The organism is Metabacillus mangrovi (genome assembly GCF_009711125.1).
In the GTDB taxonomy this organism is placed as follows: Bacteria; Bacillota; Bacilli; order Bacillales; family Bacillaceae; genus Metabacillus_B; species Metabacillus_B mangrovi.
Map to the genome: position 1 here is coordinate 38,534 of NZ_WMIB01000010.1, position 23,410 is coordinate 61,943.

Annotated in this window: 25 protein-coding genes; 1 reads left to right on the forward strand and 24 read right to left on the reverse strand. The window is 49.6% G+C overall.

The window, feature by feature from the left end:
- Positions 1 to 13: 13 nt before the first annotated feature.
- The 18 genes from GKZ89_RS11300 to GKZ89_RS11380 all read right to left on the reverse strand — a co-directional run bounded on the left by GKZ89_RS11300 (position 14) and on the right by GKZ89_RS11380 (position 15,578).
- Positions 14 to 1,282 (reverse strand): hypothetical protein, encoded by a 1,269-nt coding sequence (locus GKZ89_RS11300; RefSeq protein ID WP_155112520.1) that lies wholly within the window; start codon positions 1,280 to 1,282, stop codon positions 14 to 16.
- Positions 1,283 to 1,493: 211 nt separating this feature from the next.
- The gene (locus GKZ89_RS11305; protein WP_155112521.1) at positions 1,494 to 1,637 is read right to left on the reverse strand and encodes a hypothetical protein; all 144 of its coding nucleotides are present in this window, start codon (positions 1,635 to 1,637) and stop codon (positions 1,494 to 1,496) included.
- 23 nt (positions 1,638 to 1,660) lie between these two features.
- The gene (locus GKZ89_RS20895) at positions 1,661 to 1,948 is read right to left on the reverse strand and encodes a hypothetical protein (RefSeq protein WP_162356751.1); all 288 of its coding nucleotides are present in this window, start codon (positions 1,946 to 1,948) and stop codon (positions 1,661 to 1,663) included.
- Between the two features lie 285 nt (positions 1,949 to 2,233).
- The gene (gene murA, locus GKZ89_RS11310; RefSeq protein ID WP_155112522.1) at positions 2,234 to 3,541 is read right to left on the reverse strand and encodes a UDP-N-acetylglucosamine 1-carboxyvinyltransferase; all 1,308 of its coding nucleotides are present in this window, start codon (positions 3,539 to 3,541) and stop codon (positions 2,234 to 2,236) included.
- Between the two features lie 32 nt (positions 3,542 to 3,573).
- Complete coding sequence (locus tag GKZ89_RS11315; RefSeq protein ID WP_155112523.1) at positions 3,574 to 4,305, reverse strand: YwmB family TATA-box binding protein; 732 nt, start codon at positions 4,303 to 4,305, stop codon at positions 3,574 to 3,576.
- A 240-nt stretch (positions 4,306 to 4,545) separates the two neighbouring features.
- On the reverse strand, positions 4,546 to 4,776 hold the full coding sequence (locus tag GKZ89_RS11320; protein WP_155112524.1) for a DUF1146 family protein: 231 nt from the start codon (positions 4,774 to 4,776) through the stop codon (positions 4,546 to 4,548).
- Positions 4,777 to 4,897: 121 nt separating this feature from the next.
- The gene (gene nuoN / locus GKZ89_RS11325; RefSeq protein ID WP_155112525.1) at positions 4,898 to 6,352 is read right to left on the reverse strand and encodes an NADH-quinone oxidoreductase subunit NuoN; all 1,455 of its coding nucleotides are present in this window, start codon (positions 6,350 to 6,352) and stop codon (positions 4,898 to 4,900) included.
- Between the two features lie 3 nt (positions 6,353 to 6,355).
- The gene (locus GKZ89_RS11330; RefSeq protein WP_155112526.1) at positions 6,356 to 7,837 is read right to left on the reverse strand and encodes a complex I subunit 4 family protein; all 1,482 of its coding nucleotides are present in this window, start codon (positions 7,835 to 7,837) and stop codon (positions 6,356 to 6,358) included.
- Entirely contained in the window at positions 7,834 to 9,714 is a 1,881-nt protein-coding gene (nuoL, locus tag GKZ89_RS11335; RefSeq protein ID WP_155112527.1) for an NADH-quinone oxidoreductase subunit L, read from the reverse strand. Before nuoL ends, GKZ89_RS11330 begins: the two co-directional genes overlap by 4 nt.
- Positions 9,715 to 9,741: 27 nt before the next feature.
- Complete coding sequence (gene nuoK, locus GKZ89_RS11340; RefSeq protein ID WP_155112528.1) at positions 9,742 to 10,056, reverse strand: NADH-quinone oxidoreductase subunit NuoK; 315 nt, start codon at positions 10,054 to 10,056, stop codon at positions 9,742 to 9,744.
- Positions 10,053 to 10,562: an NADH-quinone oxidoreductase subunit J gene (locus GKZ89_RS11345; protein WP_155112596.1), complete on the reverse strand. Its 510-nt coding sequence runs from the start codon at positions 10,560 to 10,562 to the stop codon at positions 10,053 to 10,055. The genes nuoK and GKZ89_RS11345 overlap by 4 nt, the downstream gene beginning before the upstream one ends.
- The gene (gene nuoI / locus GKZ89_RS11350) at positions 10,562 to 10,984 is read right to left on the reverse strand and encodes an NADH-quinone oxidoreductase subunit NuoI (RefSeq protein WP_155112529.1); all 423 of its coding nucleotides are present in this window, start codon (positions 10,982 to 10,984) and stop codon (positions 10,562 to 10,564) included. Before nuoI ends, GKZ89_RS11345 begins: the two co-directional genes overlap by 1 nt.
- 22 nt (positions 10,985 to 11,006) lie before the next feature.
- Positions 11,007 to 12,011, reverse strand: coding sequence for an NADH-quinone oxidoreductase subunit NuoH (gene nuoH, locus GKZ89_RS11355; RefSeq protein ID WP_155112530.1), 1,005 nt, complete (start codon positions 12,009 to 12,011; stop codon positions 11,007 to 11,009).
- On the reverse strand, positions 12,011 to 13,111 hold the full coding sequence (locus GKZ89_RS11360; RefSeq protein ID WP_155112531.1) for an NADH-quinone oxidoreductase subunit D: 1,101 nt from the start codon (positions 13,109 to 13,111) through the stop codon (positions 12,011 to 12,013). The genes nuoH and GKZ89_RS11360 overlap by 1 nt, the downstream gene beginning before the upstream one ends.
- A gap of 3 nt (positions 13,112 to 13,114) precedes the next feature.
- Entirely contained in the window at positions 13,115 to 14,176 is a 1,062-nt protein-coding gene (locus GKZ89_RS11365) for an NADH-quinone oxidoreductase subunit C (protein ID WP_155112532.1), read from the reverse strand.
- A 3-nt stretch (positions 14,177 to 14,179) separates the two neighbouring features.
- Entirely contained in the window at positions 14,180 to 14,692 is a 513-nt protein-coding gene (locus GKZ89_RS11370) for a NuoB/complex I 20 kDa subunit family protein (protein WP_155112533.1), read from the reverse strand.
- The gene (locus tag GKZ89_RS11375; protein ID WP_155112534.1) at positions 14,683 to 15,057 is read right to left on the reverse strand and encodes an NADH-quinone oxidoreductase subunit A; all 375 of its coding nucleotides are present in this window, start codon (positions 15,055 to 15,057) and stop codon (positions 14,683 to 14,685) included. Before GKZ89_RS11375 ends, GKZ89_RS11370 begins: the two co-directional genes overlap by 10 nt.
- 170 nt (positions 15,058 to 15,227) lie before the next feature.
- Positions 15,228 to 15,578, reverse strand: coding sequence for a hypothetical protein (locus GKZ89_RS11380; RefSeq protein WP_155112535.1), 351 nt, complete (start codon positions 15,576 to 15,578; stop codon positions 15,228 to 15,230).
- Positions 15,579 to 15,740: 162 nt separating this feature from the next.
- On the opposite strand from GKZ89_RS11380, the gene GKZ89_RS11385 reads away from it, so the two are divergent.
- The gene (locus tag GKZ89_RS11385; RefSeq protein ID WP_155112536.1) at positions 15,741 to 16,223 is read left to right on the forward strand and encodes a hypothetical protein; all 483 of its coding nucleotides are present in this window, start codon (positions 15,741 to 15,743) and stop codon (positions 16,221 to 16,223) included.
- A 190-nt stretch (positions 16,224 to 16,413) separates the two neighbouring features.
- Here GKZ89_RS11385 and GKZ89_RS11390 read toward each other — a convergent pair whose 3' ends face one another.
- The 6 genes from GKZ89_RS11390 to atpA form a co-directional block, all read right to left on the reverse strand.
- Positions 16,414 to 17,220, reverse strand: coding sequence for a histidinol-phosphatase (locus GKZ89_RS11390; RefSeq protein ID WP_155112537.1), 807 nt, complete (start codon positions 17,218 to 17,220; stop codon positions 16,414 to 16,416).
- Between the two features lie 84 nt (positions 17,221 to 17,304).
- A complete protein-coding gene (locus GKZ89_RS11395) occupies positions 17,305 to 18,354 on the reverse strand; it encodes a PH domain-containing protein (protein WP_155112538.1) in 1,050 nt (349 codons plus the stop codon).
- A 695-nt stretch (positions 18,355 to 19,049) separates the two neighbouring features.
- Entirely contained in the window at positions 19,050 to 19,454 is a 405-nt protein-coding gene (locus GKZ89_RS11400) for a F0F1 ATP synthase subunit epsilon (RefSeq protein ID WP_155112539.1), read from the reverse strand.
- A 24-nt stretch (positions 19,455 to 19,478) separates the two neighbouring features.
- On the reverse strand, positions 19,479 to 20,894 hold the full coding sequence (gene atpD, locus GKZ89_RS11405) for a F0F1 ATP synthase subunit beta (protein ID WP_155112540.1): 1,416 nt from the start codon (positions 20,892 to 20,894) through the stop codon (positions 19,479 to 19,481).
- A gap of 47 nt (positions 20,895 to 20,941) precedes the next feature.
- Positions 20,942 to 21,799 (reverse strand): F0F1 ATP synthase subunit gamma, encoded by an 858-nt coding sequence (locus GKZ89_RS11410; protein ID WP_155112541.1) that lies wholly within the window; start codon positions 21,797 to 21,799, stop codon positions 20,942 to 20,944.
- An 87-nt stretch (positions 21,800 to 21,886) separates the two neighbouring features.
- Positions 21,887 to 23,395: a F0F1 ATP synthase subunit alpha gene (gene atpA / locus GKZ89_RS11415; protein WP_155112542.1), complete on the reverse strand. Its 1,509-nt coding sequence runs from the start codon at positions 23,393 to 23,395 to the stop codon at positions 21,887 to 21,889.
- Positions 23,396 to 23,410: the final 15 nt, after the last annotated feature.

Consider the following 23,410-nt stretch of genomic DNA (forward strand, 5'->3'; position numbering starts at 1 on the left):
CCTTTTATGCCTTTTAGAGAAGGTCGTTTTCGCTTATGATCTCACCTGACGCCGCCAGAACGAGGTGTTTTGAATCGAGCATCCAAAGCTTTTGATAGAGGCCCGTTTTACTGTCCCATACCCAGTAAGGCTTGGTGAGAACGTGAGGCCGCAAGTTTTCAGCCGCTTCCTTTTTTGAAACGGCCACCGGAGCCGGAGAGGCGAATTCTTTCAGTGCCTCATTCATCATAGACGTGTCTATTTCATGTACAATCTCCGTTCCTTCCAAAAGATAGACCAGCTTCTCGAATAGAGCGGACGGATTAACAGGATACAGGTGGGCCGTCAGCCGGCTGTGGTCTCTGCAAATGTTCCGCAGGATCCACTTGCCGGACTCGTCCGGCCGGTATTTTTGCAAATGGCCGGCTGCCGCCTGTATAACCGATTCCTCCTCCCCATCCGTGATGGGCGCGGCATCTGGATGCGGCTTGTTTCGGAGGGCATCCTCCCATTCAGGCAGATCCCTTTCGATGAGAGCACGTTTATTTACAAATGGCGTGATGGCACTTTCTGTTTTGTTCCAGGTTAGAATTTTTTCAGGATACACCCCAAGCATGCGGCTTTCACTGAATTCAAACGGCAGTACAGCGGTCCCGTTTTCATTTAAGAAAACCTCTTCCACCGCATAAACTTGTACATATGCCTTTTGCTTTGCATCCGGATAAGGCAGAAGCACGAGCTGATTCAGAAGGGTATTTTCGTACCACTGCAAGTCTTTGGCTGCTTTGGAAAACAACGTTTTGTCCGGATAGCCTGGTTCGAGTTGGAAGCCGATAATGGTCCCATCTTTTTTCAGAGTGAGGGAAAACAGACCTTGCATGAAAATAGGCGTACCATCATACGTTTTTGTAAACTTGTACTCGATCTCTTCGCCGTCTGCTGCTTCCTTGCTGAGGATGAAATGTTCCTTATATGTAAGACCGGTTTTCCGTTCTGCCCACCGGATCGCTTCCTCCTTGCCAGCTGCCTGCAACGCCGCCGGGTTATTCCGAAGATCACAGCCGCCGACGATTAGAAATGATGTGTACTTCCCGCTGTTCAGGTGGTATTCGATAAATATCGTCCCATCCGGATTCAACTCCTCTTCGTCTGGCGCGGTGCCCTCCGGATACCATCCAACAGAAAGAAAGTAATGCGTCTCCCTGTTCACTTTCAGCTCTCTTCTGACGGTTGCTTCTCCCGGCGTAAAGCCCCGGAGCCGGAATTCCTCTATCATTTGATCGAGTATCTCATTCTGCTTCATCCCGTGATCCCCCTTTTACCTGTAATACGAAATCCGTCGGAAAATGTTTCATCTTCAGCAGGAATGAATTTCCTTATAGGAAGGTATACTGGAAGTGATACCTGAAGAGGGCCCATTTTCATGTAACTTTGGGTCACACCATGACGTTTGACTGCCCGTTTCGGAGGAATTGATGACCGGTCTGGGCTGATCACGGTTTTTCTTCTAGGAATTACGGACTTCCGGCGAGTAATTGCGGACTTTCTTCTGTTGATTGCTGACTTTCTTCTAATAATTGCTGACTTCCGGGCATTAATTGCTGACTTTCGGACATTAATTGCGGACTTTCTTCTGTTAATTGCTGACTTGCAGGCATTAATTGCGGACTTCCTTCCAGAATTACTGCTGGCCGGGTATAATTGCTGACTTCCTGATGTTAATTGCTGTCTTTCTTCGAATATTTGCTGACTTCCGGGCATTGATTGCTGACTTGCAGGCATTAATTGCGGACTTCCTTCCAGAATTACTGCTGGCCGGGTATAATTGCTGACTTCCTGATGTTAATTGCTGACTTTCTTCTAATAATTGCTGACTTTCGGGCATTAATTGCTGACTTTCTTCGAATATTTGCTGACTTCCGGGCATTAATTGCTGACTTCCTCCAGATCGCCGCTGACTGCCTGCCAACTGGATGCACGCTATGCAATTAATGATGAATCTCCAGGAGTTATGCTGATGATTCCTGAGTTTATGATGACATTTTGGGATATATGCTGAAAATATGAATTTTATGCTGAAAATATGGCACTTATGCTGAAAATACGAATTTTATGCTGAAACTTTGGCATTTATGCTGAAAATACACTATTTATGCTGAAAACACGACCTGCTTGGCAAAAGTTCTGCCGGCACGAGCCCGCAAAAAAAGAACCCGCCCAGATGGCGAGTCCTTTTTAAGCGTATAGGTAAAAATTAGGCATTCAAGTCCGATACTGCTTTGGCAGCAGGGATGGTTTGGTCGTTTTCTGTGATGCGTTCGATGCTGGCACCGATTCCTGCTAGCTTGCCGTGGAAGTTGACGTAGCCGCGGTCGATGTGCTTGAGCTCGGTTACGCGAGTGTAGCCGTCTGATACAAGTCCTGCGAGCACGAGTGCTGCACCGGCACGAAGGTCGGTTGCTGCGACTTCTGCACCTTGCAGTTCGCCTGGTCCGTTAATGATCACGGAGCGGCCTTCGATTTTGATTTCTCCGTTCATGCGGCGGAATTCTTCCACGTGCATGAATCGGTTTTCAAATACGGTTTCTGTAATCATGCTTGTTCCCTTTGCCTGAAGCAGCAATGCCATCATCTGTGATTGCATGTCTGTCGGGAAGCCGGGGTGCGGCATGGTTTTGATGTCTACTGCTTTTAATTCCTCAGGTCCGATGACACGAAGACCTTCAGCTTCTTCGATGATTTCTACGCCCATTTCTTCCATTTTCGCAACGAGTGAGGCGAGGTGCTCAGGCACTGCGCCTTGAACGAGTACGTTTCCGCCTGTGATGGCTGCGGCTACCATAAACGTTCCTGCTTCGATCCGGTCAGGAATAATGTTGTGCTTAGCGCCTGTTAGTTCTTTTACCCCTTCAATGCGGATTGTACCGGTTCCGGCACCGCGGATTTTTCCGCCCATGGCATTGATGTAGTTGGCAAGATCTACGATTTCAGGCTCTTTTGCACAGTTTTCGAGTGTCGTTGTTCCATCTGCAAGAGCAGCGGCCATCAGGATGTTCTCTGTTGCACCTACGCTTGGGAAGTCCAGGTAGATTTTAGCTCCCTGCAGTCTGCCTTTTACTTCGGCGTCGATGAAGCCATTTCCTACTTTAATGACAGCTCCCATTGCTTCAAAGCCTTTCAGATGCTGATCGATCGGACGTGAGCCGATTGCACAGCCGCCTGGCAGTGCTACACGTGCGCGGCCCAGTCTTGCGAGCAGCGGTCCCATGACGAGTACGGAAGCCCGCATTTTACGGACGTATTCGAATGGTGCTTCTGTGCTAAGCTCTTTGGATGCATCTACAATTACCTGATTGTTCTCAAAATGGACATCTGCACCTAGATGGCGCAGAACCTCATTAATCGTATATACATCGGAGAGCGTAGGTACATCACAAATAATGCTCTTGTCTTCACTTGCTAATAAGGATGCAGCGATTACCGGTAAAACGGCATTTTTGGCACCTTCTACCTTTACTGTGCCGTTTAACTTCTGACCGCCGCGGACGATGATTTTTTCCAAGGTATTCCCCTCCGCGTCCCAAATTCTCTATATTAATATTCAGTCGTGATGATTGGTGTTCCTGCGACAACCGTAGTATTTTCGCCCAATCCGCCGTGTCTGACGGCTATTTGCATGTTCATGCTGCCTTGTTCAGCCGGGATCGTCTGTCCCCAGCGTGCTGTGTATGCAGATACCGATACGAATGAAGGTTCTTTAAGCTGTTCAAGCGGTACTGCGTTAAATTCGTTGAGCAAAGCATCAGAAAGATGCAAAACACCTACCATCTTATCATCATAACTGCCTTCAATACAAGAGAATATTGTGGGATATTCATGAAAAATGTCGAATGATTGCTTTTTAAAGTATTGATGTACCTCTGTCCAGTTCCGGGAATTCCCAGTGCCCTGGACCTGATACAGGATATACGATTGCCTTTGTCTGTTTGTGTCGGTTGATACAATCTGCAGCGTTTCCGTACCGTCTTTAAACTCCCGGATTCCTGCTGCTTTCCATCCATTGGCGGTCTTTTCGACTGACCAATTAAAAAGACGATGCTGCTGTGTAAAACGTTTCACATTTTCGGAAAAATTTCCGGGCGGAATCGAAATGTTTTCTTTGGAATACATCGTCCATTTCTTTACAGCAATGCCGTTTTTCCCGAAAGCATCGGCTAACTGTTCCATTTCCGGCTTATTGACAGCTGCCTCGCTGATCTTTATGCAAATGCCCGTAACAAAAGCAAGCACCGCTGCCATGATAAAAAGGTGTTTTATTTTGTCCATCCCGTCCACTTCCTCTCCATACTCTCAGTGTTGCCGGAGAGGGGCTGGACATACGTGGAAAAAGTCGTCATTGTTCTACATCCCAAGCTTTTTGGGAAGGTCTTTCGTACTGATCGCAACGGGGTAATACGGGACATTCCGTCCCTTGGCCAATCCCGAGTACCGGTCAGATTTTCCGCTGGGATTCCTTCGCTGCAATCCCTTCTCCACCTATATTCCCAGAGAAAATAAGCATTAAACTTAAAATAAGGATGGAAGTTCCTTTGACCAGAAGAAATATTCGAGGAAAAAGCTGCTGGCCAGGTGTGCGATCGCAATGGTAAGAAGGATGTATAACACCCTTGCCTGTACGACGCGGCCGCTTCGGATAAATTTGTCGAAGTTCAGCGCCTGCAGTGCCCACCACGTCACTGCAATAAAAAAGAGGTGGGACATCAGGCCGATGAGAGCCTGCTGGGAAAATTCAATCATGCAACGGTCTCCTTTGCTCCATTTATGTGACGGCTTGAGGCCGGTCTATGCAAACACACAAAAAAGAAGAGGTTTTCACCTCTCCTATTATATCGGACGCCCTGAATAAAATGATAGGAATTTAAAGAATGTGCGGAAAAATCCCAAAGAAAACGGTTCCAGCGGTACAAATGAGGACAGCCGCCGCGGCTGCTGGACGAAAGCGTACTTTTTCCTGATTCTGATGCGGCTTAAAAAACATCATGCTTATTATTTTAAAATAGTACATATACGAGATGACTGTTACCGCGAGCATGATGCAGGCCACAACAAGCATAGGGGTGCCGGCGGTGAGTACGCTGAGCAGGATGGTCAGCTTCGCCATAAAACCTGCTGTTCCGGGAATGCCGGCGAGCGAGAGAAGAAAGATTCCCATTATAACAGCGAGGGCAGGCGACGTTTTGAAAAGGCCGGCAAAGGCTGGCAGATCGGATGATCCCTGCTGATGTTCCACAGCCTGAAGCACGGCAAACGCTCCTGCATTCATGAATAGATAGGCAAGCAGGTAAAACCAGACTGCATCAAGCATGAGCGGTGAGCCCGGTGCAGCAAAAGCGGCGAGCATATAGCCTGCGTGGCCGATGGAAGAATAGCTGAGCATCCGTTTTGCGTTCTTCTGTTTTAATGCAGCGGCGTTTCCGGCGATCATCGTGAGCAAAGCGAGCACCGCAATATACGGCTGAAGTTCTACAAACACCGGCTCTCCCTGGAGCGACGAGGCCTGGATGAAGACGGTATAAAAAACCCTGATCAGCAAAATGAAGCCTGCTGCTTTTGAAACAACACTCAGGAATGCCGTAACGGAGACAGGTGACCCTTCATATACATCTGGTGCCCACATATGAAACGGGGCTGCGGCAATTTTAAAGGACAAGCCTGTCAGCAGAATGAAAAATGCAAGGCCAAGGACAAAAAGCTGGTTTGGATCCTCCAGATTTTGAAGCACAAGAGCCATCTCAGGCAAGGAGACAGAGCCCGTGATCCCGTAGAGATAGCTCATGCCGAAAAGGGTGATGGCCGTTGCTACGCCTCCGTTTATCACGTATTTCATGGCCGCTTCGTTTGATTTCAAATCGTTCTTTTTGAGACCGGCCATTATATAAGAAGAGATGGAGAGCAGCTCGAGGCCGGTGAAAAGGGTGATCAAATCCCGGCTTGAGCTCATAAACATTGCCCCGAGCAGAGCGGTCAGCCAGAGGGTGTAAAATTCGCTCCGTTCAGTAATTTCATTCTTTTTTTCCTGAAACGCAAGCAGGAACACGACCGCTGCTGAACCGAGCAGCAGCAGCTTGAACATTTTGGCAAAAGGGTCAAGAACGAAGCTCTCCCCGAGAATACCCGTATCAGCAGGTGCTGTTGCAGCAAGTGCAGCACCGGCTCCCAGTACAGCTGCGAGCCCCAGCCAGCCAAGCCATTCTTTGTCCGCTTTTTTCGGGAGGAACAGGTCGAACACCGTGATCAGCAGGGCCCCGCCGAGAACGATGAACTCGGGAGTCATGAGCAGCCAGTTATAGGACAATAAAGTTTCAGCATCCATCGCTTACCCTCCTATTCCCTTCATGATGGTTTCAATGGCCGGCTGCAGCGGCAAGGCGAGGCCGTTTGGAAAAAGACCAACCGCCAGGATCAAAGCGAGGAGGACGGCAGCGGGACCCGCTTCCGACAGCCGGATGTCTTTCAGGCTCTCCCCGAGGCCTTTTTCCTTTCCGAACGCAATGGCGAGCACGGCCCGCAGCACATAGGCAGCGGTTAAAATCAGACCGACTGCTGCCACAGCGCCAAGCTCCGGATTCACACGGAAGATGCCGATGAAGGCCGTCAGTTCACTGATAAAGCCGGACATTCCCGGCAAGCCGAGGGATGCCATCCCTGCTGCAAGCAAAATGCCGGCAAGCATGGGCAGCCTGGAGGAAAGCCCGCCGAGTTCGCGGATGTCCGTCGTTTGAAAGCGCGCCGCCATCAGACCGACAATCAAAAACAAAAGCGCAGAAATAAATCCATGGGAGACGGTTTGGAAAATCGCCCCCTGCACGCCCGCTTCATTCATCGCCCCAATGCCGATCAGCACGATCCCCATGTGAGACACACTGGAATAAGCGAGAATCCGTTTAAAATCGTATTGAATAAGAGCAAGGAATGCCCCGTAAAGCAGATTGACTGTACCCAGGATCATCAGGGCAGTCCCGATCTTGCTGAATGCATCCGGAAAAATTCCCATTCCAAACCGGATCAGCCCGTAGGCGCCAATTTTCAGCAGGATGCCCGAGTGAAGCATGACGACAGACGGCGGTGCCTGGACATGCACGTGTAGCATCCACGTGTGCAGCGGCACGATCGGGAGCTTGATGCCGAAGGAGACGAGCAGAGCAAGCAGCAGTCCAAGCTGAACGGATGGCGGAAAGTCAGGAGCTAGATCCTTCAGTGCTTCGATTTGCACCGTTCCTGTATTGGCGAACAAATAAACAATGACCACAAGCAGAATCGCTGAGCCGAGTCCGTTATAGATCAGGTAGTACCATGCTGCTTTTTCCCGCTCACGCAGCCCCCACTTCCCGATCAGGAAAAACATCGGGACAAGCGTCGCTTCAAGGAACAGAAAAAACAGGATCAGGTTTCCGGCGGCAAAAACACCAAGCATGCCGGTTTCCAGAATGAGGAGGAGGACGAAAAATCCTTTTGCCCCGGAGCGGACGTCCGATGCAGCCGCGGCAAGACTTGCGATGACTGCAGATAAAACCAGCATGATGAGTGAAAAGCCGTCTATTGCCAGTTCATATTGAACGGTAAAGAAGGGCTCTCCCTCCAAGCTTACGTTCCCGGCCTTGAACCAGGGAACAGAGACATGAAACCGCGCAATCGGCACCCCGATGCTGTATTGGATGAGAACCACCGCCGATATGAGCAGGGCCGGAAGTGTAGCGAGGAAGCCAGCTGTCCTGGCCGCTTTTCCCGGCAAAAAGAGAAGCACTGCCGCCCCGATGAGCGGGGAGAACACGATCAATGTGAGAATCCAGCTGTTCATCCGGACATCCCTCCTGTCAGCATAAATACAGCAGCAATCAGGGCAAGCCCGATAAAGGCGGCTGCAGCATAGGTCTGGGCCTGGCCGGTCTGAAGCCTTGAACTCGCGGTGCCGAGTCCCTGGACGAAGGCAGCTGTCCCTTTGACCAGCGTTTCCACGAAAAAGCGCTCGACCATCTGGCACAAAAACGCTATTGCCCTTGTTCCGGCAAGGATTGTCATTTGATAGATTTCATCTATAAAATACTTTTTCAATAAAGCCTGATGGATCATCGGCATTTTCCGGACAATGGCCGCCTTGTTGATCCACCCTTTCTCGTAGACAGCAAAAGCGAGGAATATGCCGGCGAGCGAAACCGTGACGGCCGCGGCCATCACCCAAACCGGAGCGGCTTCATGGGCTTCACCCGGAAGGAGCCACTCTGTAAGGAACGGGGACCACGGCACGTTCAAGCCCCCCGCTGCGACTGCCAGAATGCCGAGTACAGCCATTGGCGCAATCATAAACGGACCGGATTCCGCATTTGAGCGGACTTCTGCAGGCTGCAGATCCGTACTGAGCGAGGCGGCCGCTTGATCGGCACCGCGGCCGAACACCATAAAGAAGAGCCGGAACATATAAAAGGCTGTAAAGAAAGCAGCGGCAACGGCGAGCCAGAACAATACCGGATTTCCATGCAGCCAAACGGATGCGAGAATTTCATCCTTGCTGAAAAATCCGGAGAAAAGCGGGAATCCGCTGATGGAAAGCGCCCCTGTTAAAAAGAGAGGACCGGTCCAGGGCAGCTTTTTCCAAAGGCCGCCCATTTTCCGGATATCCTGCGTATGGGCAGCATGGATGACGCTTCCTGCTGCAAGAAAAAGGAGCGCCTTGAAAAAAGCGTGGGTCAGCAGATGAAAGATCCCGGCGATGTAGCCGCCAGATCCGAGGGCAAGCATCATGTAGCCGAGCTGGCTGACCGTCGAATAGGCAAGCACCCGCTTAATGTCGTTTTGCACAAGGCCGATGCTTGCGGCAAAAATAGCTGTGAAGCCTCCAATAACAGCTACCGTCTGCATCGCTGCCGCGCTTGCTTCAAACAGCGGGTACATGAGAGCCGTCAAGTAAACCCCGGCAGCAACCATCGTCGCGGCATGGATCAGGGCTGATACAGGAGTCGGCCCTTCCATCGCATCGGGAAGCCACGTATGCAGCGGAAACTGCCCGGACTTGCCGACCGCTCCCGCAAAAATGAGGAGGGCTATGACCGTGACGGTGCTATCTGGAATCAGCCCGGAACCGACTGTTTGAAAAATGGCGTCATATTCAAAGCTTCCCGTATAGGCAAACAGCAGCAGCATCCCGACCAGCAGGCCGATATCGCCGATCCGTGTCATGATGAACGCTTTATGGGCTGCCTTTTTTGCTGCTTCTTTTGAAAAATAAAAGCCGATGAGAAGAAACGATCCGAGCCCGACCAGCTCCCAGAAGATATACAGCTGAAGGAGGTTCTGGGTCATGACCAGACCGAGCATCGCAAAGGTAAAAAGCCCGAGATAGGCATAAAATACATGCAGCCTTTTGTCCCCGGCCATATACGTCTTTGAATAAACATGGACGAGAAGGCTGACAAGCGAAACCGTCAAAAGCATGAGGGCGTTCAGCTGGGTAATCTCAAATCCTGCCGTTACTTGCACATCACCGATTGAAAGCCATACTGCTTCGGCTTTAAACGTACCATGCTGCAGCCGGTCGGCGAGAACCATGACCGACAGCAGAAAAGACAGCAGCAGCAGGCCTGTTCCGGTCAAAAAACTGTTCAGCCGCCTTCCGGCAAAAAGCAGAATCAGGAAGGAAGCAAGCGGAAAAAGCGGTATCAGCCAGGCATATGGCATCATATTCCCAATCCCCTTTTTTCTGTATTTCTAATGCTTCATCGTATTGCTGTCTTCTGCAAGGACCGATTTCCGGTTCCGGTACAGGGCGAACAATATGGCCAGTCCAACCGCGGCTTCAGCAGCGGCAATCGTGATCGAAAACAAGGCAAAGATCTGCCCGGTAATCGCCGGGGCGGCTCCAAGCTTACTGAACGCGACAAGATTCAGGTTGACCGCGTTCAGCATCAGCTCGATACAGATCAGGATAATGACGATGTTCCGTTTCGTCAGCGCCCCGTAAAGCCCGATGCAAAAAAGGATGAGAGCGAGAACGAGGTATCCGGACAGCGGCACTGTGGTCATGAGGAATCCTCCTTGTCATCCTTTTTTGCCAGTATGATCGCTCCCATCAAAGCAGCCAGGAGCAGAACGGAGGTCAGCTCAAACGGCAGGATGTGCTCGGTAAAAAGCGCGATGCCAATCTGCTCTGTATTGTTTTCATGGAGTGCAGCCGGCTCTCCCTCCAGGTTCAGCCGGTAAATGCCGGTATACATGACCCCTGCAAAAACAGCGATCGCTGCTGCAGTCAGCCAGTTTCGCAAGCGTGCCGGTGCTGCCCCCTCTTCATCGGTTTTTCTCGTCAGCATGATGCCGAACAGCATGATAATCGTAACCGCACCGGAGTAAATCAAAATCTGAACGACTGCGATAAATTCAGCTGTCAGCAAAATATACAGGCCGGCGATGCTTAAAAAGGTGAGGACAAGGGAGACGAGCATATGGACTACTTTGCGGACATTGAGCATCATAATCCCGCCGGTTATCGCCAGAAGAGAAAGAATGGTGAACGCGGCAAATTCTCCAGACATCATTCCACTTTATTCTCCTTCCGGACGTGGGTATCATTTTCATCCAGCCACTTCATGTCTTTAAACAGTTCATCGCGGCTGTATTCAGCAAGCTCGAAATGGTTCGTCATCACGATGGCCTCTGTCGGGCATACCTCCGTGCACAAGTCACACAGAATGCAGATTTCAAAGTTAATGTCATACGTTTCTATGATTTTCCCCTTTTTAGACGGATCCGGGTGTTTTTTGCCGGTCAGGGAAATGCAGTCCGTCGGGCAAATGTTCACACACTGGTTGCAGACGATGCACTTTTCCGGATAAAACTTCTGAATGCCCCGGAACCGGTCCGGCAGCTGCAGGGCTTCATTCGGGTAGTCATAGGTGACCTTTTTTTTCGCGAGATTCTTCAGCGTATAGGAGAGCCCTTTTCCCAATCCCTTCATGCCGTCACTCCCTTTCTCACGGTTATCGGAAAAACAATTCCTTTACTAAGGCTGTGATAAAGATATTGGCAAGTGCTGCTGGAAGAAGGACCTTCCAGCCAAATTCCATCAGCTGGTCTGCACGGAGTCTCGGAAACGTGACCCGGAACCAGATTAATGTGAAGACGATGAGGCTGAACTTCAAGGCAAACCAGACAGCCCCCGGGATGAACCCGAGAAACGGCACCCCATGCCATCCTCCGAGAAACAGGACAGTTGTAAGGGAAGCCATCGCGAAAAAATAGACATATTCAGAGAGCATAAAAAAGGCCCATCTGAACCCGGAATACTCGACATGATAGCCAGCCACAAGCTCTGATTCCGCTTCAGGCAGGTCAAACGGTGTCCGGTTCAGCTCTGCTGTGGAAGCAATCAGAAAAATGATAAAGCCGATCGGCTGTAAAAATACGTACCACACCTTTTCCTGGCCAGCGACGATTTCATTTAGATTGAGGCTGCCTGTCAGCAAAACGACACCAATTACACTCATGACGAGCGGAATTTCATAGGAAATCATCTGCGCGGCTGCCCGCATCCCCCCGAGAAGGGAATATTTATTATTGGACGCCCAGCCGCCGGCTACAACTCCGACCGTGGTCAGTCCGGAGATCGCGATATAGTAAAGCAGGCCGACACCGATATCGGCAAACTGGAAGGCATCTGTAAAAGGGATGACTGCCAGGACAAGAAATGCCGGAGCAAAGGCGATGACCGGAGCCAGGATGAAGAGCGGGCGGTCAGCAAGCTTCGGGATGGTATCTTCTTTTAGCAGAAGCTTAAGCACATCCGAAACTGTCTGAAGAAGGCCCCACCTGCCTCCAACCTGATTCGGACCGATCCGCCCCTGCATGAAGCCCATGACTTTCCGTTCAGCCAGGATCCCGTAGGTCACAAAACCGAGTACGACAAACAGAAACAGGAGCGCGAGTGCAAAGAAGGCGAGAAAATTCCACATCGTCGGCTGGGAATACAGCAGATCCTCCATCATTACCCGTCCACCTCCCCAAGAACAATATCAATGGCTCCGAGAATGGTAATCAGGTTCGCCATATTTTCTCCTTCCAGGAGCTTGGGCAAAATCTGCAGGTTGTAAAAGGAGGGCCGCCTGAATTTCAACCGGTACGGCTCTTTTTTTCCTTCCGAGGCAATATAGCAGCCGATTTCCCCGCGCGGAGACTCGATCCTGACATACGTCTCTCCTTTTGGCGGCTTAATGATTTTCGGCACCTTCGCCATAATCGGCCCGTCTGCCGGGAACTGCACCACAGCCTGTTCGATGATTTTCAGGGATTCTTCAATCTCCGCCATCCGGCATTCGTAACGGGAGAAAGCATCCCCCTTCGTCCGCACCGGAATTTCAAAATCAAATCGGTCATACAAAGAGTATGGCTCATGCTTGCGGAGGTCCCATTCCACACCCGTGCACCTCAGGTTTGCCCCGCTGAGCGAATATTCAAGCGCTTCTTCTTTCGTATAAATGCCGACATCCTTCACCCGGTTCAGAAAGATTTCATTCCCTGAAACGAGGTCATGATAGCCCTTCAGCTGCTCCCGCATGTACGGAACAAAATCCGCCACCTTTTCAAGCCAGCCGTCCGGCGCATCCCACTTCACCCCTCCGACTCTCATATAGTTGAAGGTCAGCCGCGCACCGGAAAGCTCGGTTAATAGATTAATAATCATTTCCCGCTCCCGAAATGCATAGAGGAATGGACTGACGGCTCCGATATCCAGCAGATATGTTCCCCACCAGACTAGATGGCTCGCTACACGGCCGAGCTCCATCGCGAGGATGCGGAGGTACTCTGCCCGCTCCGGCGGCGTAATGCCGGCCATCGTCTCGACCGCATGGCAGATCACGTAGTTGTTCGTCATCGCCGACAGGTAATCCATCCGGTCGGTATACGGAATGATCTGGGTATACTGCAGGTTCTCGGCGAGCTTCTCCGTCCCCCTGTGCAGGTAGCCGATTACCGGGGTCGCCTCCTTAATGATCTCCCCATCGATTTTTATAACAAGCCGGAACACCCCATGCGTACTCGGGTGCTGCGGACCGACATTCAAAAGCATCTCTTCCGTGCGGATCAAAGGCTACACCTCCACATCATACGGTTCATAATCCTTTCGGAGCGGATGGCCGACCCATTCATCAGGCAGCATAATCCGCTTCAAGTTCGGATGATTGACAAAATGAATGCCAAGCAGATCGTACGCCTCCCGCTCCGGCCAATCCGCACCGCGCCAAAGGCCGGCAACCGAATCGACTTCCGGGTTATCCCGGTCCACCTTGGTCTTCAGAACGATCGATTGCCGATGCGTGTAAGAGTACAGGTACAGGTAGATCTCCATGTGGGTCTGAAAATCGGTCGCATGCATCTCCGATAAATAATCACAGGCAAGGTCTTCGTGCCGGCGCATAAGAGCAGCTGCCTTCAGGTAATGCTCCTTTGCCACAGTAATCGTCGGAACTTCCTTCGACAGCCGGTTGATAGATGCTTCCTGAACACACTCAGGACCAAGAGCAGCAGAAAGAAGAGCGGCCGTCCGTTCAAGCCGCGGCTGATGGACGGATGGAACCTCTTCTTCCGGCTCCTCCGCTTCATTTGCAGCAAGCTTCGCCTTCGCGGCCGCAGCGGCTTTCGCTTTTGCGGCTGCTACTGCTTTCGCTTTCGCCTTCTCCTCATCTGAGAGCGGTACAGAGGACTGACCGGATTTCGCAAGAGCAACTGCCTTTGCTTTCGCGGCTGCAGCCGCTTTGGCTTTTGCTGCGGCAGCGGCTTTCTGTTTCGCCAGATCATCGCTGGCTTCAGCCGGGGCGCTTCCATCCGACTCCATCCGCTTCTGTTTCGCGAGAGCTGCCGCTTTGGCTTTCGCGGCTGCGGCGGCTTTTTTCTTGGCCAGATCATCGCTGGCTTCAGCCAGGGCGCTTCCCTCTGACTCCATCCGCTTCTGTTTCGCGAGGGCGGCCGCTTTGGCTTTCGCGGCTGCGGCGGCTTTTTTCTTGGCCAGTGCAAGGGAGGCTTCCTCTGCCGCTTCTGCTGAGGCAGCAGTTTCTTCCGCAGGGTTTTCCTGCATCAGCTTTTCTTTAGCAGCCTGCCTCGCTTTTTCGGCTGCTTCTTTTTTCAGCTGCTCCAGACTTTTTCCGTCTGCCATCGGTTAGTGCACCTGCTTTCCCGTTTTGGCTTCGTAACGGATTTTTTCCTTTAGTTTATTAATTCCGTAAATCAGGGCCGCCGGGTTTGGCGGACATCCGGGGATGTATACATCGACCGGAACAATCTGGTCCACTCCTTTTACGACTGCATACGATTTAATGTATGGACCGCCTGCGGTTGCACAAGAGCCCATGGCGATGACCCATTTAGGCTCCGGCATCTGGTCGTACAGCCGCTTCAGGATCGGCGCCATTTTTTTCGTCACGGTGCCGGAGACAATCATGACATCGGACTGGCGCGGAGAGGTGCGGAAAAAGGAGCCGAAGCGGTCCAGGTCATAGTGGGAAGCTCCGACCCCCATCATTTCAATCGCACAGCAGGCAAGTCCAAAGGTCAGAGGCCAGAGGGAGTTGCTGCGCGCCCATGCCTTTAGTTCCTCAAGAGTGGACAGGAAAACACTTTGGCGGATTTGGTCGAGCTCGTCTTGCGGAAGGTTTTCAAGCTTTAAGTCCATTTGAGCACCCCTTTCTTCCAGGCATACAGCAAGCCGATCAAAAGCATCACAACGAAGATCAGCATCTCGATCAAGGCAAAAAGTCCAAGCTTTTCATAGGCGACAGCCCATGGATACATAAAAACCGTTTCCACATCAAAAATGACAAACAGCAGGGCAAATATGTAATAACGGACATTGAATTGAATTCTGGAGTCGTGGAACGGTTCGATTCCGCTCTCATAGGTGGTCATCTTAGCTTGTGTAGGTGCGTGAGGGCGAAGCAGCCGTCCGATTGTCAGTGCAATCGCAGGCAGAAGCAGTCCGAGAAGAAGAAAGGCGGTAACGATTAAATAGTTATTCCAATATGGATAAAGTGATTCCATGATCCCCCTCCAATGTTGAAACCTTCTAAATTTTCTAATAATGTAATCGCTATCATTATAGCAAAAGGAGCCTATCAGTGTCGATACAGCCTGCAAAACATTTCCATACACGAAACCATCTTTAGTACATGTTATGCGGACGAATTCCTATACAGCACAAAAACCGCCTGCTAGGCAGACGGTTCATTCATCATTTTGGAATGAAGCCGTTTGTAAGGCTTCCTCAATCCATATACCCTTTTTTTCGAAAGCAGCTGATAAATGCCCAATTTGGTTTCGTAGTCGATTTCACTGCCGTTCAGGATCACAAAGTAGGCTTCTTTTAATTCGATCCACAGCCCGGGCTTATTGGGTACAAACCATACGGAGCGGATTCCTTTCAAAAAGGCTCTTGCCTGCTTTTCGTTAGGATCCTCTTTAATGCGGCTGACATGAAGGGAAATGGTTCTTGACCAGAGCATGCGGAACAGAATCCGCAGAAAAAACAGTACCGCTATTAGAGAAACGACCCATACCGCCATCTGGTACTCTCCTTGACTATCTGTTATTTGTATTTAATTCTACCTAAATTACCCACTGTTTACTATATTTTTCTTGCATTAGGCAATGGTTTCTATTCCCTATTATTTTACAAATTCCGTGTTATACTGACAGTGGCTTTTCTTTGGAAGGAGTGAAAGAGAATGCATGAATCATTTCATATAGAAGAAGAATACGGACGCAGCCTCCCTGAATTTGAAACCGAGTTTGAGGCGATTGCTTACTATTATGACTACCGGCAAGAAATGCTCGCAACGCTTTTTGATGCCGCTGAATATTTACGGATCAGAGAACTGGATTATTCACCAGAAAGTCTTTATGACGTTGAAAACCTGTACTTCTCATGTTTCCGGACCAATGGCTGGAAGGAGCTGCAGCTCACCATCCGCGAGTTCGAAATGATGATGTCCATTTATTTCGGTGAAGTGGTGACCCGCCATATTTCCCAAACGGACTGGACAGTCAAGCCTTATCCGTTTGATGAAAAAAAGTACGTTCTCGGGCTGAAGCGCGGCCAGCACACCGACTTTTCCACGAACCTGTTCGAAGATCATTACTTGAGTGTGAAGAATGAAGAGGAGCAGTACCTTTATAATCGGTTTAAACGGATAGAGGAACGGATCTGACCTGAAAAGGTCCGCTGCGTGTCGAAAAATGGAGAATAATCGAAAGACAGGTATTATCGGAGATAAACTTTTGAATTCGAAGATAAATTTTTAGTTTCGAAGATAAATTGATATTTTCGCAGATAAACGATTTTTTTCGAAGATATCTGCACCGCACCATGTAAAAAGAGCCGGGAAACCGGCTCTTTTTTTACAGCGGCACCATGATTCTCTGCTTTTGCCGGAAGATGGCCCATTCTTTGAAGCCAATCTCTTTTAAATTGCCGCGCACTTCTTCAAAATCGTCGCCGACCCGTTCCGGTTTGTGGGCATCGGAGCCGAACGTGACCTTTACTCCGTGGTGGAGGGCCCGTTCAAGCAGTTCATGGGACGGATACCATCCTCCGCAGTATTTATTTTTGCCGGATGTGTTAATCTCAATGGCCACATCAGCCTCGGCAATGATTTGCAGTGTCCGGTCTGCTGCGTCCGTCTGGATCGCGGAAAACTCAGGGTAGTAGCCCTTCATCGCATCGATATGGCCGAGAATCTGGAAAACCCCGCTGCGCGCAGATTGTCCGATCATTTGGTAATAGTTTTCTTTCGTCTGCTGTTTTTGAGCGGTGCTTAACCCTTCCCAACGGTCTTTTTTAAAAATGCTGGCCCCGTCCACAAAATGAACCGAACCAATTATGTAATCGAGCGGGAACTGCTCATAAAACTTCTTGTACTGTGCCAGATGCTCAGGGAAAAAGTCCGATTCTACTCCGAGCAGCACTTCAATCCTGCCTTCATATTCTTTTTTCAGCTGCAGCACTTCCTCTGCATACTCCGGAAAATGGCTCTTCGCCATAGAGATCCCCGGGTAAAGGTGATCCTCCTCCGAGTACAGATGCGGCGAGTGATCGGAAATGCCAATGATATCAAGGTTGTTTGAGATTGCTGATTCAATATAGTCTCTTATTGACTGGACAGCATGCCCGCATCGATCGTGATGCGTATGAAAATCGAATTTCATGTTCCCACTCCTTCTTCTCATCCTGATACTTGCTAGTTTACCAGAAGGAATGTGAAAAGTTTAGTGGCGTCCTCACCGGCAGGTCTACTCTACTGTTCCCAGTTTCTTTTTTAATGCTTCGTAAAATTTATCCTGGTGATCAGGGCGGATGTGTGCTGCGGTCACTTGACCGGTGAACCCGTATATTTTTCGGACCGTGACAGGGTTGTAAAATTCGATGACAATTTCCGGCTCTTCTTTTACGAAGTCTGCAGGGATGCCATCAAAGGCCTCTTTTTGAGTTCCATGTATCTTTTTATCGTAGTAAGCGACAGAGCGGATTTCACTATATGGCACATCGATTCTTTTCGTCAAGCCCATCTGAATATAAAGCGTGTCTTCTGTTAGTCTGATTGGTTCAAGGCGGACCGCTTGAATTTCTGCCAAGAAAAAAAGAATGGTGTAGGCGTTAATAAGAAGCATGGCGATAGAGAGCACAGGGCTCCAAGAGTGGAGCAGAAAATGAAAACCGATGGATTCGATCACAATTGCGTGAATAAGCATGACATAAAAGGCGATAAAGCTCGTCCTTTTATGGGTGGTAAAGTAAAGATCCGAGGCGGGAGGCTGTTTCCGCCAGGTGAAAAGGCTGTAGCGGAACATCGCGATTTCACTTGCGAAAATAGCCGCTATTCGGTTTGATTCCCCAAATACAGATAATGCCATGTCCAGTTTAGGCAAAAACGGGATATGTTGTTTATCGTTTATGGTACGAATCGCACCAGGCAGCTTGATTGCCAGTTTGCTCAGGATGTACAGCTCCAGCGCAATCAGTGCGGCTTCCCCTGCAAGTACCGCATAATAGATGCTTTCCATGTTTTCCTGGTAAGCGGCCGGGATGATGAACCATGAAGCCACAAGCCCTGCAAGGATAATAGGCACAATGACTTTTATCGGGTACCTTTTCCGGATGATTAGAAAATAGGCCAAAGCAGGAATCACGAGCAGACAATCAAGCAAGGTACCGAAGGCCACTTGAGGCGAATGCGGGATAAAATTTGGAATCCGGTAAACCAGGGTGTTGGAGCACAGAATTAGAGTGGTAACGATAAGAAACCATCCCCATTTTGGCTGGGATAAGCGCATAGCTGTCATGTAAAGCACCTCCTCACATCCCATAATACCCATTTATATACAGCTCAGCATATGGAAAGTTTGACGAATTAAGGAAGTTTATATTTGAACTGCATTGGTGCCGGAATAAAGAGAGGCCAGTCCAGTATGGTTCCTATGGCAGCTTGGGGTGAGTGGGTTACAAAGTTTGGCAGAGGTGGGCTAATGCATTAGAGTTCAAAATCAGGGTCGAAGGAACACAAAACCACCCCCACTTCGGATTGGCTAAACAAATAGCTGTCATATAAACCCCCTCCATAATTACTATAATTTTACTTTTTAATAAAGAGATTGCTAGAACGGATGGCCAAATTGTGAAATTTATGTTTAACGTGAATTTGGATGGGGAACAAATTTATCATCCAGTTTATTATGGAGATCTATTTTTTTACAAGGAGTTGCAAGGCCTATACTCATTAAGTTCGACAGCATCCACTCGGTTATTTTGTATAAAATAAAAAAGGCTGCTGAAAATCACTGTTGCAATAGCCCGCTGACCATTGCAGGATTAAGTGAATTACTCGGTTTTACAGAAGAAGAGATCCTCGTTTCACTTGAGCTTGGAGAAAGTCCGGCAATTGTTATGGCAGCAAGGTAGTGGCAATAAAAGCGTTGATGAATGAACTGGCTTTAGAAGAGCATAAAAAACCCCCGGCGCAGCAGCCGGGGGTTTCTCGTTACATCCGATTATTTTTTACGTCAATTCGGTTAATCGCTTTTTTTAACGCCAGTTCTGCACGGATTGCATCAACATCGCCTTCCGCTTTGTTCAAGCGGCGCTCAGCGCGCTCTTTGGCGGCTTGAGCACGTTCGACATCAATGTCCTCGGATGCTTCAGCAGACTGAGCCAGGATTGTAACATTGTCGGGACGGACTTCGATGAAGCCTCCGCTGACAGCCACAAGCTCGGTGCTGCCTCCTTTTTTCAGGCGAACCGCTCCAATTTTGAGAGGTGCAACCATCGGAATGTGTCCAGGCAGAATTCCAAGCTCACCGCTCTGAGCTTTTACGCTGACCATTTCCACTTCCGCGTCATAAACCGGGCCATCAGGAGTAACGACATTGACTTGTACGGTCTTCATTCCCAAACCCTCCTAAGGACCAGATTAGACTTCTACACCCATGCCTTTTGCACTTTCCAAAACATCCTCGATGCGTCCGACAAGGCGGAAAGCATCTTCCGGAAGGTGATCGTATTTGCCGTCAAGAATTTCTCTGAAGCCTTTAACCGTTTCTTTAACCGGCACATATGAACCCTTTTGGCCAGTGAACTGTTCGGCAACGTGGAAGTTCTGAGACAGGAAGAACTGGATGCGGCGTGCACGGTGTACAACCAATTTATCTTCTTCAGAAAGCTCATCCATCCCAAGGATCGCGATGATATCCTGAAGCTCTTTGTATTTTTGAAGTGTCTGCTGTACTTGACGGGCCACATTGTAGTGCTCTTCTCCGACGATTTCAGGAGAAAGGGCGCGTGAAGTGGAAGCAAGCGGATCTACCGCAGGGTAGATACCCATTTCAGACAATTTACGCTCAAGGTTTGTCGTTGCATCAAGGTGAGCGAACGTTGTAGCAGGAGCCGGATCCGTATAGTCATCGGCTGGTACATAGATCGCCTGGATGGATGTAACGGAACCTACGTTTGTAGATGTGATCCGCTCTTGAAGCTGACCCATTTCCGTTGCAAGCGTCGGCTGGTAACCAACGGCAGATGGCATACGTCCAAGAAGGGCGGAAACCTCAGAACCTGCCTGTGTGAAGCGGAAGATGTTATCCATGAAGAAAAGAACGTCCTGTCCCTGGTCATCACGGAAGTACTCAGCCATTGTCAAACCTGTCAGGGCAACACGCATACGTGCGCCAGGCGGCTCATTCATCTGTCCGAATACCATTGCCGTTTTCTTGATAACTCCGGAATCCGTCATCTCGTGGTAAAGGTCATTTCCTTCACGTGTACGCTCTCCAACACCGGCGAATACGGAGATACCACCGTGCTCTTGTGCGATGTTGTTGATCAGTTCCTGGATCAGAACGGTTTTACCAACACCCGCTCCTCCGAAGAGACCGATCTTACCGCCCTTGATATACGGGGCAAGCAAGTCAACAACTTTAATTCCTGTTTCAAGGATTTCCACTTCTGTGGAAAGATGTTCAAAGGTTGGCGCCTGTCTGTGAATCGGGTCACGGCGCTCACCAGGAGCAAGCGGAGCATCCAAATCGATATTTTCACCGAGTACGTTGAATACGCGGCCAAGGGTGATATCTCCAACAGGAACGGAAATTGGTGCTCCTGTATCGGTTACTTCCGTATTACGCTGAAGTCCGTCAGTCGATGCCATAGCGATGGTACGGACCGTATCATCACCAAGGTGCAGAGCAACCTCCAGCGTAAGCGCGAAGGACTGTTCCTTTTCGCTTGCTGTTTGCTTGATTGTAAGTGCGTTGTAAATCTCCGGCAGGTGTCCGCTTTCGAACTTAACGTCTACTACGGGACCCATAACCTGTGTAACGCGTCCTTTCATGAGCTTCCCCTCCTAACTAGCTATTTGAAAACGTGTAAAGGCTCGTTCTATTCCAGCGCGGCAGCTCCGCCGACGATCTCAGTGATCTCCTGAGTGATGGCAGCCTGGCGTGCGCGATTGAATGTGAGTGTGTAGCTGTTGATCAATTCTTTGGCATTGTCTGTTGCATTTCTCATAGCCGTCATACGCGCTGCATGCTCGGATGCTTTACTGTCCAGCAAGGCACCGTAAATCAGACTCTCTGCATATTGAGGCAGAAGAACTTCCAGAATCTCTTCCTCATCCGGCTCAAACTCATACGACGTTTTCTTGCCTTCAGGGGAGATTTCTGTCAGAGGAAGCAGTTTTTTCTCTGTAACATCCTGCTGGATGGCACTGACATAATGGTTATAGAATAAATACAATTCATCAAACGTTTCATCCTCGAACATTTCAACTGTCTGGCTTGCGATACTTTTGATATCGGCAAAGGCAGGCTGGTCTCCAAGACCTGTGATGTCGCGGGCAACAGGTATTCCGCGGCGCTTAAAGAAATCACGGCCGATTTTCCCAATTGCGATGACTGCATATTCTTCACTGGAAGTATGACGTTTTTGGATAGTCTGGTAAACGGCGCGGAGTATGCTGCTGTTAAAAGCACCTGCAAGCCCGCGGTCTGATGTTATAACAAGATATCCGGTCTTTTTCACTTCGCGTGAAACGAGCATAGGGTGGCTTACCCCGGAAATTCCATTCGCTACATTCGCGACTACTTCCTGCATCTTGTTCATATAAGGAACAAAAGATTTTGCATTGTTTTCAGCACGATTCAGCTTTGCTGCCGAAACCATCTCCATCGCTTTCGTGATTTGGCTGGTTTTTTTTGTCGAACTGATTTTTGATTTTATATCACGTAATGATGCCAAAGATCCTCACCACCTTGTTTTAAACTCCGGTCATATACTTGCAAAAAAGTGAGGGGAAACGCCCATGGACGCTCCCTCTTTCTCTGTTTATTCAGAAATGGCAAATGTTTTCTTGAAGCCCTGGATCGCAGAAACAATAGCGGAATCTTCCGGAAGGTTTCCGGTAGTGCGGATCTGCTCCATCATATCGGCATTGTTCTGGTCAAGGTACGCAGAAAGCTCACTTTCAAAACGGTTGATATCCTGAACAGGGATGTCATCCAGGTGTCCTTTTGTAAGGGCATAAAGGATGGCAACCTGTTTTTCAACCTTAAGCGGTTTGTGAAGATCCTGCTTAAGTACTTCTACAGTACGCGCTCCGCGTGCAAGCTTCGCTTGTGTTGCTTTATCAAGGTCAGAACCAAACTGGGCAAATGCCTCCAGCTCACGGTAGGATGCAAGGTCAAGACGCAGTGTACCTGCTACCTTTTTCATCGCTTTGATTTGAGCGGAGCCCCCTACACGGGATACAGAAAGACCGGCGTTGATCGCAGGACGTACGCCTGAGAAGAACAGGTCAGACTGAAGGAAGATCTGTCCGTCTGTGATGGAGATTACGTTCGTTGGGATATAAGCGGAGATATCTCCGGCTTGTGTTTCAACGAATGGAAGAGCGGTCAGAGAACCTGCGCCTTTTGCATCGCTGAGCTTCGCTGCGCGCTCAAGCAAACGGGAGTGCAAGTAGAAAACGTCCCCTGGATATGCTTCACGGCCTGGAGGGCGGCGAAGGAGCAAGGAAAGCTCACGGTATGCAGCTGCCTGCTTGGAAAGATCATCGTACACAACAAGAACGTGCTTGCCGTTGTACATGAACTCTTCACCGAATGTTACCCCTGCATAAGGAGCAAGGAACAAGAGCGGTGCCGGCTGGGAAGCTGAAGCCGTAACGACGATTGTGTATTCAAGAGCGCCATGTTTGCGAAGTGTTTCTACTACGTTGCGGACCGTTGATTCTTTTTGGCCGATCGCTACGTATACACAGATCATATCCTGATCTCTCTGGTTCAGGATTGCATCGATGGCTACAGATGTTTTACCTGTCTGGCGGTCTCCGATGATCAGCTCACGCTGGCCGCGGCCGATCGGAACAAGTGCATCGATGGCTTTAATTCCTGTCTGCAGAGGTTCATGAACAGATTTACGGTCCATAACTCCTGGAGCCGGGCTTTCAATTGGACGCGTCTTCGTTGTTTCAATCGGTCCAAGACCATCAACCGGCTGACCAAGCGGATTTACTACACGGCCGATCAAAGCCTCTCCAACTGGAACCTCCATGATGCGTCCTGTACGTTTTACTTCATCGCCTTCGCGAATGTCTTTGTAAGGTCCGAGAATGATAATACCCACGTTGCTTTCTTCAAGGTTCTGAGCCATTCCCAGAACGCCGTTTGAAAACTCAACAAGTTCTCCAGCCATGACATTGTCGAGGCCATGAGCACGAGCGATACCGTCACCCACCTGGATAACTGTACCGACATCACTAACTTCGATTTCAGACTGATAGGATTCAATCTGCTTTTTTATCAGAGCACTAATTTCTTCAGCTTTGATGCTCATGAGTTTCACCCCTAT

Bases quoted from the DNA above. Each gene is read 5' to 3' on its own strand.
- GKZ89_RS11300 (WP_155112520.1), bottom strand. From the start codon at position 1,282: ATGAAGCAGAATGAGATACTCGATCAAATGATAGAGGAATTCCGGCTC.
- GKZ89_RS11305 (WP_155112521.1), bottom strand. From the start codon at position 1,637: ATGCCTGCAAGTCAGCAATTAACAGAAGAAAGTCCGCAATTAATGTCC.
- GKZ89_RS11315 (WP_155112523.1), bottom strand. From the start codon at position 4,305: ATGGACAAAATAAAACACCTTTTTATCATGGCAGCGGTGCTTGCTTTT.
- GKZ89_RS11320 (WP_155112524.1), bottom strand. From the start codon at position 4,776: ATGATTGAATTTTCCCAGCAGGCTCTCATCGGCCTGATGTCCCACCTC.
- nuoN (WP_155112525.1), bottom strand. From the start codon at position 6,352: ATGGATGCTGAAACTTTATTGTCCTATAACTGGCTGCTCATGACTCCC.
- GKZ89_RS11330 (WP_155112526.1), bottom strand. From the start codon at position 7,837: ATGAACAGCTGGATTCTCACATTGATCGTGTTCTCCCCGCTCATCGGG.
- nuoL (WP_155112527.1), bottom strand. From the start codon at position 9,714: ATGATGCCATATGCCTGGCTGATACCGCTTTTTCCGCTTGCTTCCTTC.
- nuoK (WP_155112528.1), bottom strand. From the start codon at position 10,056: ATGACCACAGTGCCGCTGTCCGGATACCTCGTTCTCGCTCTCATCCTT.
- GKZ89_RS11345 (WP_155112596.1), bottom strand. From the start codon at position 10,562: ATGTCTGGAGAATTTGCCGCGTTCACCATTCTTTCTCTTCTGGCGATA.
- nuoI (WP_155112529.1), bottom strand. From the start codon at position 10,984: ATGAAGGGATTGGGAAAAGGGCTCTCCTATACGCTGAAGAATCTCGCG.
- nuoH (WP_155112530.1), bottom strand. From the start codon at position 12,011: ATGATGGAGGATCTGCTGTATTCCCAGCCGACGATGTGGAATTTTCTC.
- GKZ89_RS11365 (WP_155112532.1), bottom strand. From the start codon at position 14,176: ATGGCAGACGGAAAAAGTCTGGAGCAGCTGAAAAAAGAAGCAGCCGAA.
- GKZ89_RS11370 (WP_155112533.1), bottom strand. From the start codon at position 14,692: ATGGACTTAAAGCTTGAAAACCTTCCGCAAGACGAGCTCGACCAAATC.
- GKZ89_RS11375 (WP_155112534.1), bottom strand. From the start codon at position 15,057: ATGGAATCACTTTATCCATATTGGAATAACTATTTAATCGTTACCGCC.
- GKZ89_RS11380 (WP_155112535.1), bottom strand. From the start codon at position 15,578: ATGGCGGTATGGGTCGTTTCTCTAATAGCGGTACTGTTTTTTCTGCGG.
- GKZ89_RS11385 (WP_155112536.1), top strand. From the start codon at position 15,741: ATGCATGAATCATTTCATATAGAAGAAGAATACGGACGCAGCCTCCCT.
- GKZ89_RS11390 (WP_155112537.1), bottom strand. From the start codon at position 17,220: ATGAAATTCGATTTTCATACGCATCACGATCGATGCGGGCATGCTGTC.
- GKZ89_RS11395 (WP_155112538.1), bottom strand. From the start codon at position 18,354: ATGACAGCTATGCGCTTATCCCAGCCAAAATGGGGATGGTTTCTTATC.
- GKZ89_RS11400 (WP_155112539.1), bottom strand. From the start codon at position 19,454: ATGAAGACCGTACAAGTCAATGTCGTTACTCCTGATGGCCCGGTTTAT.
- atpD (WP_155112540.1), bottom strand. From the start codon at position 20,894: ATGAAAGGACGCGTTACACAGGTTATGGGTCCCGTAGTAGACGTTAAG.
- atpA (WP_155112542.1), bottom strand. From the start codon at position 23,395: ATGAGCATCAAAGCTGAAGAAATTAGTGCTCTGATAAAAAAGCAGATT.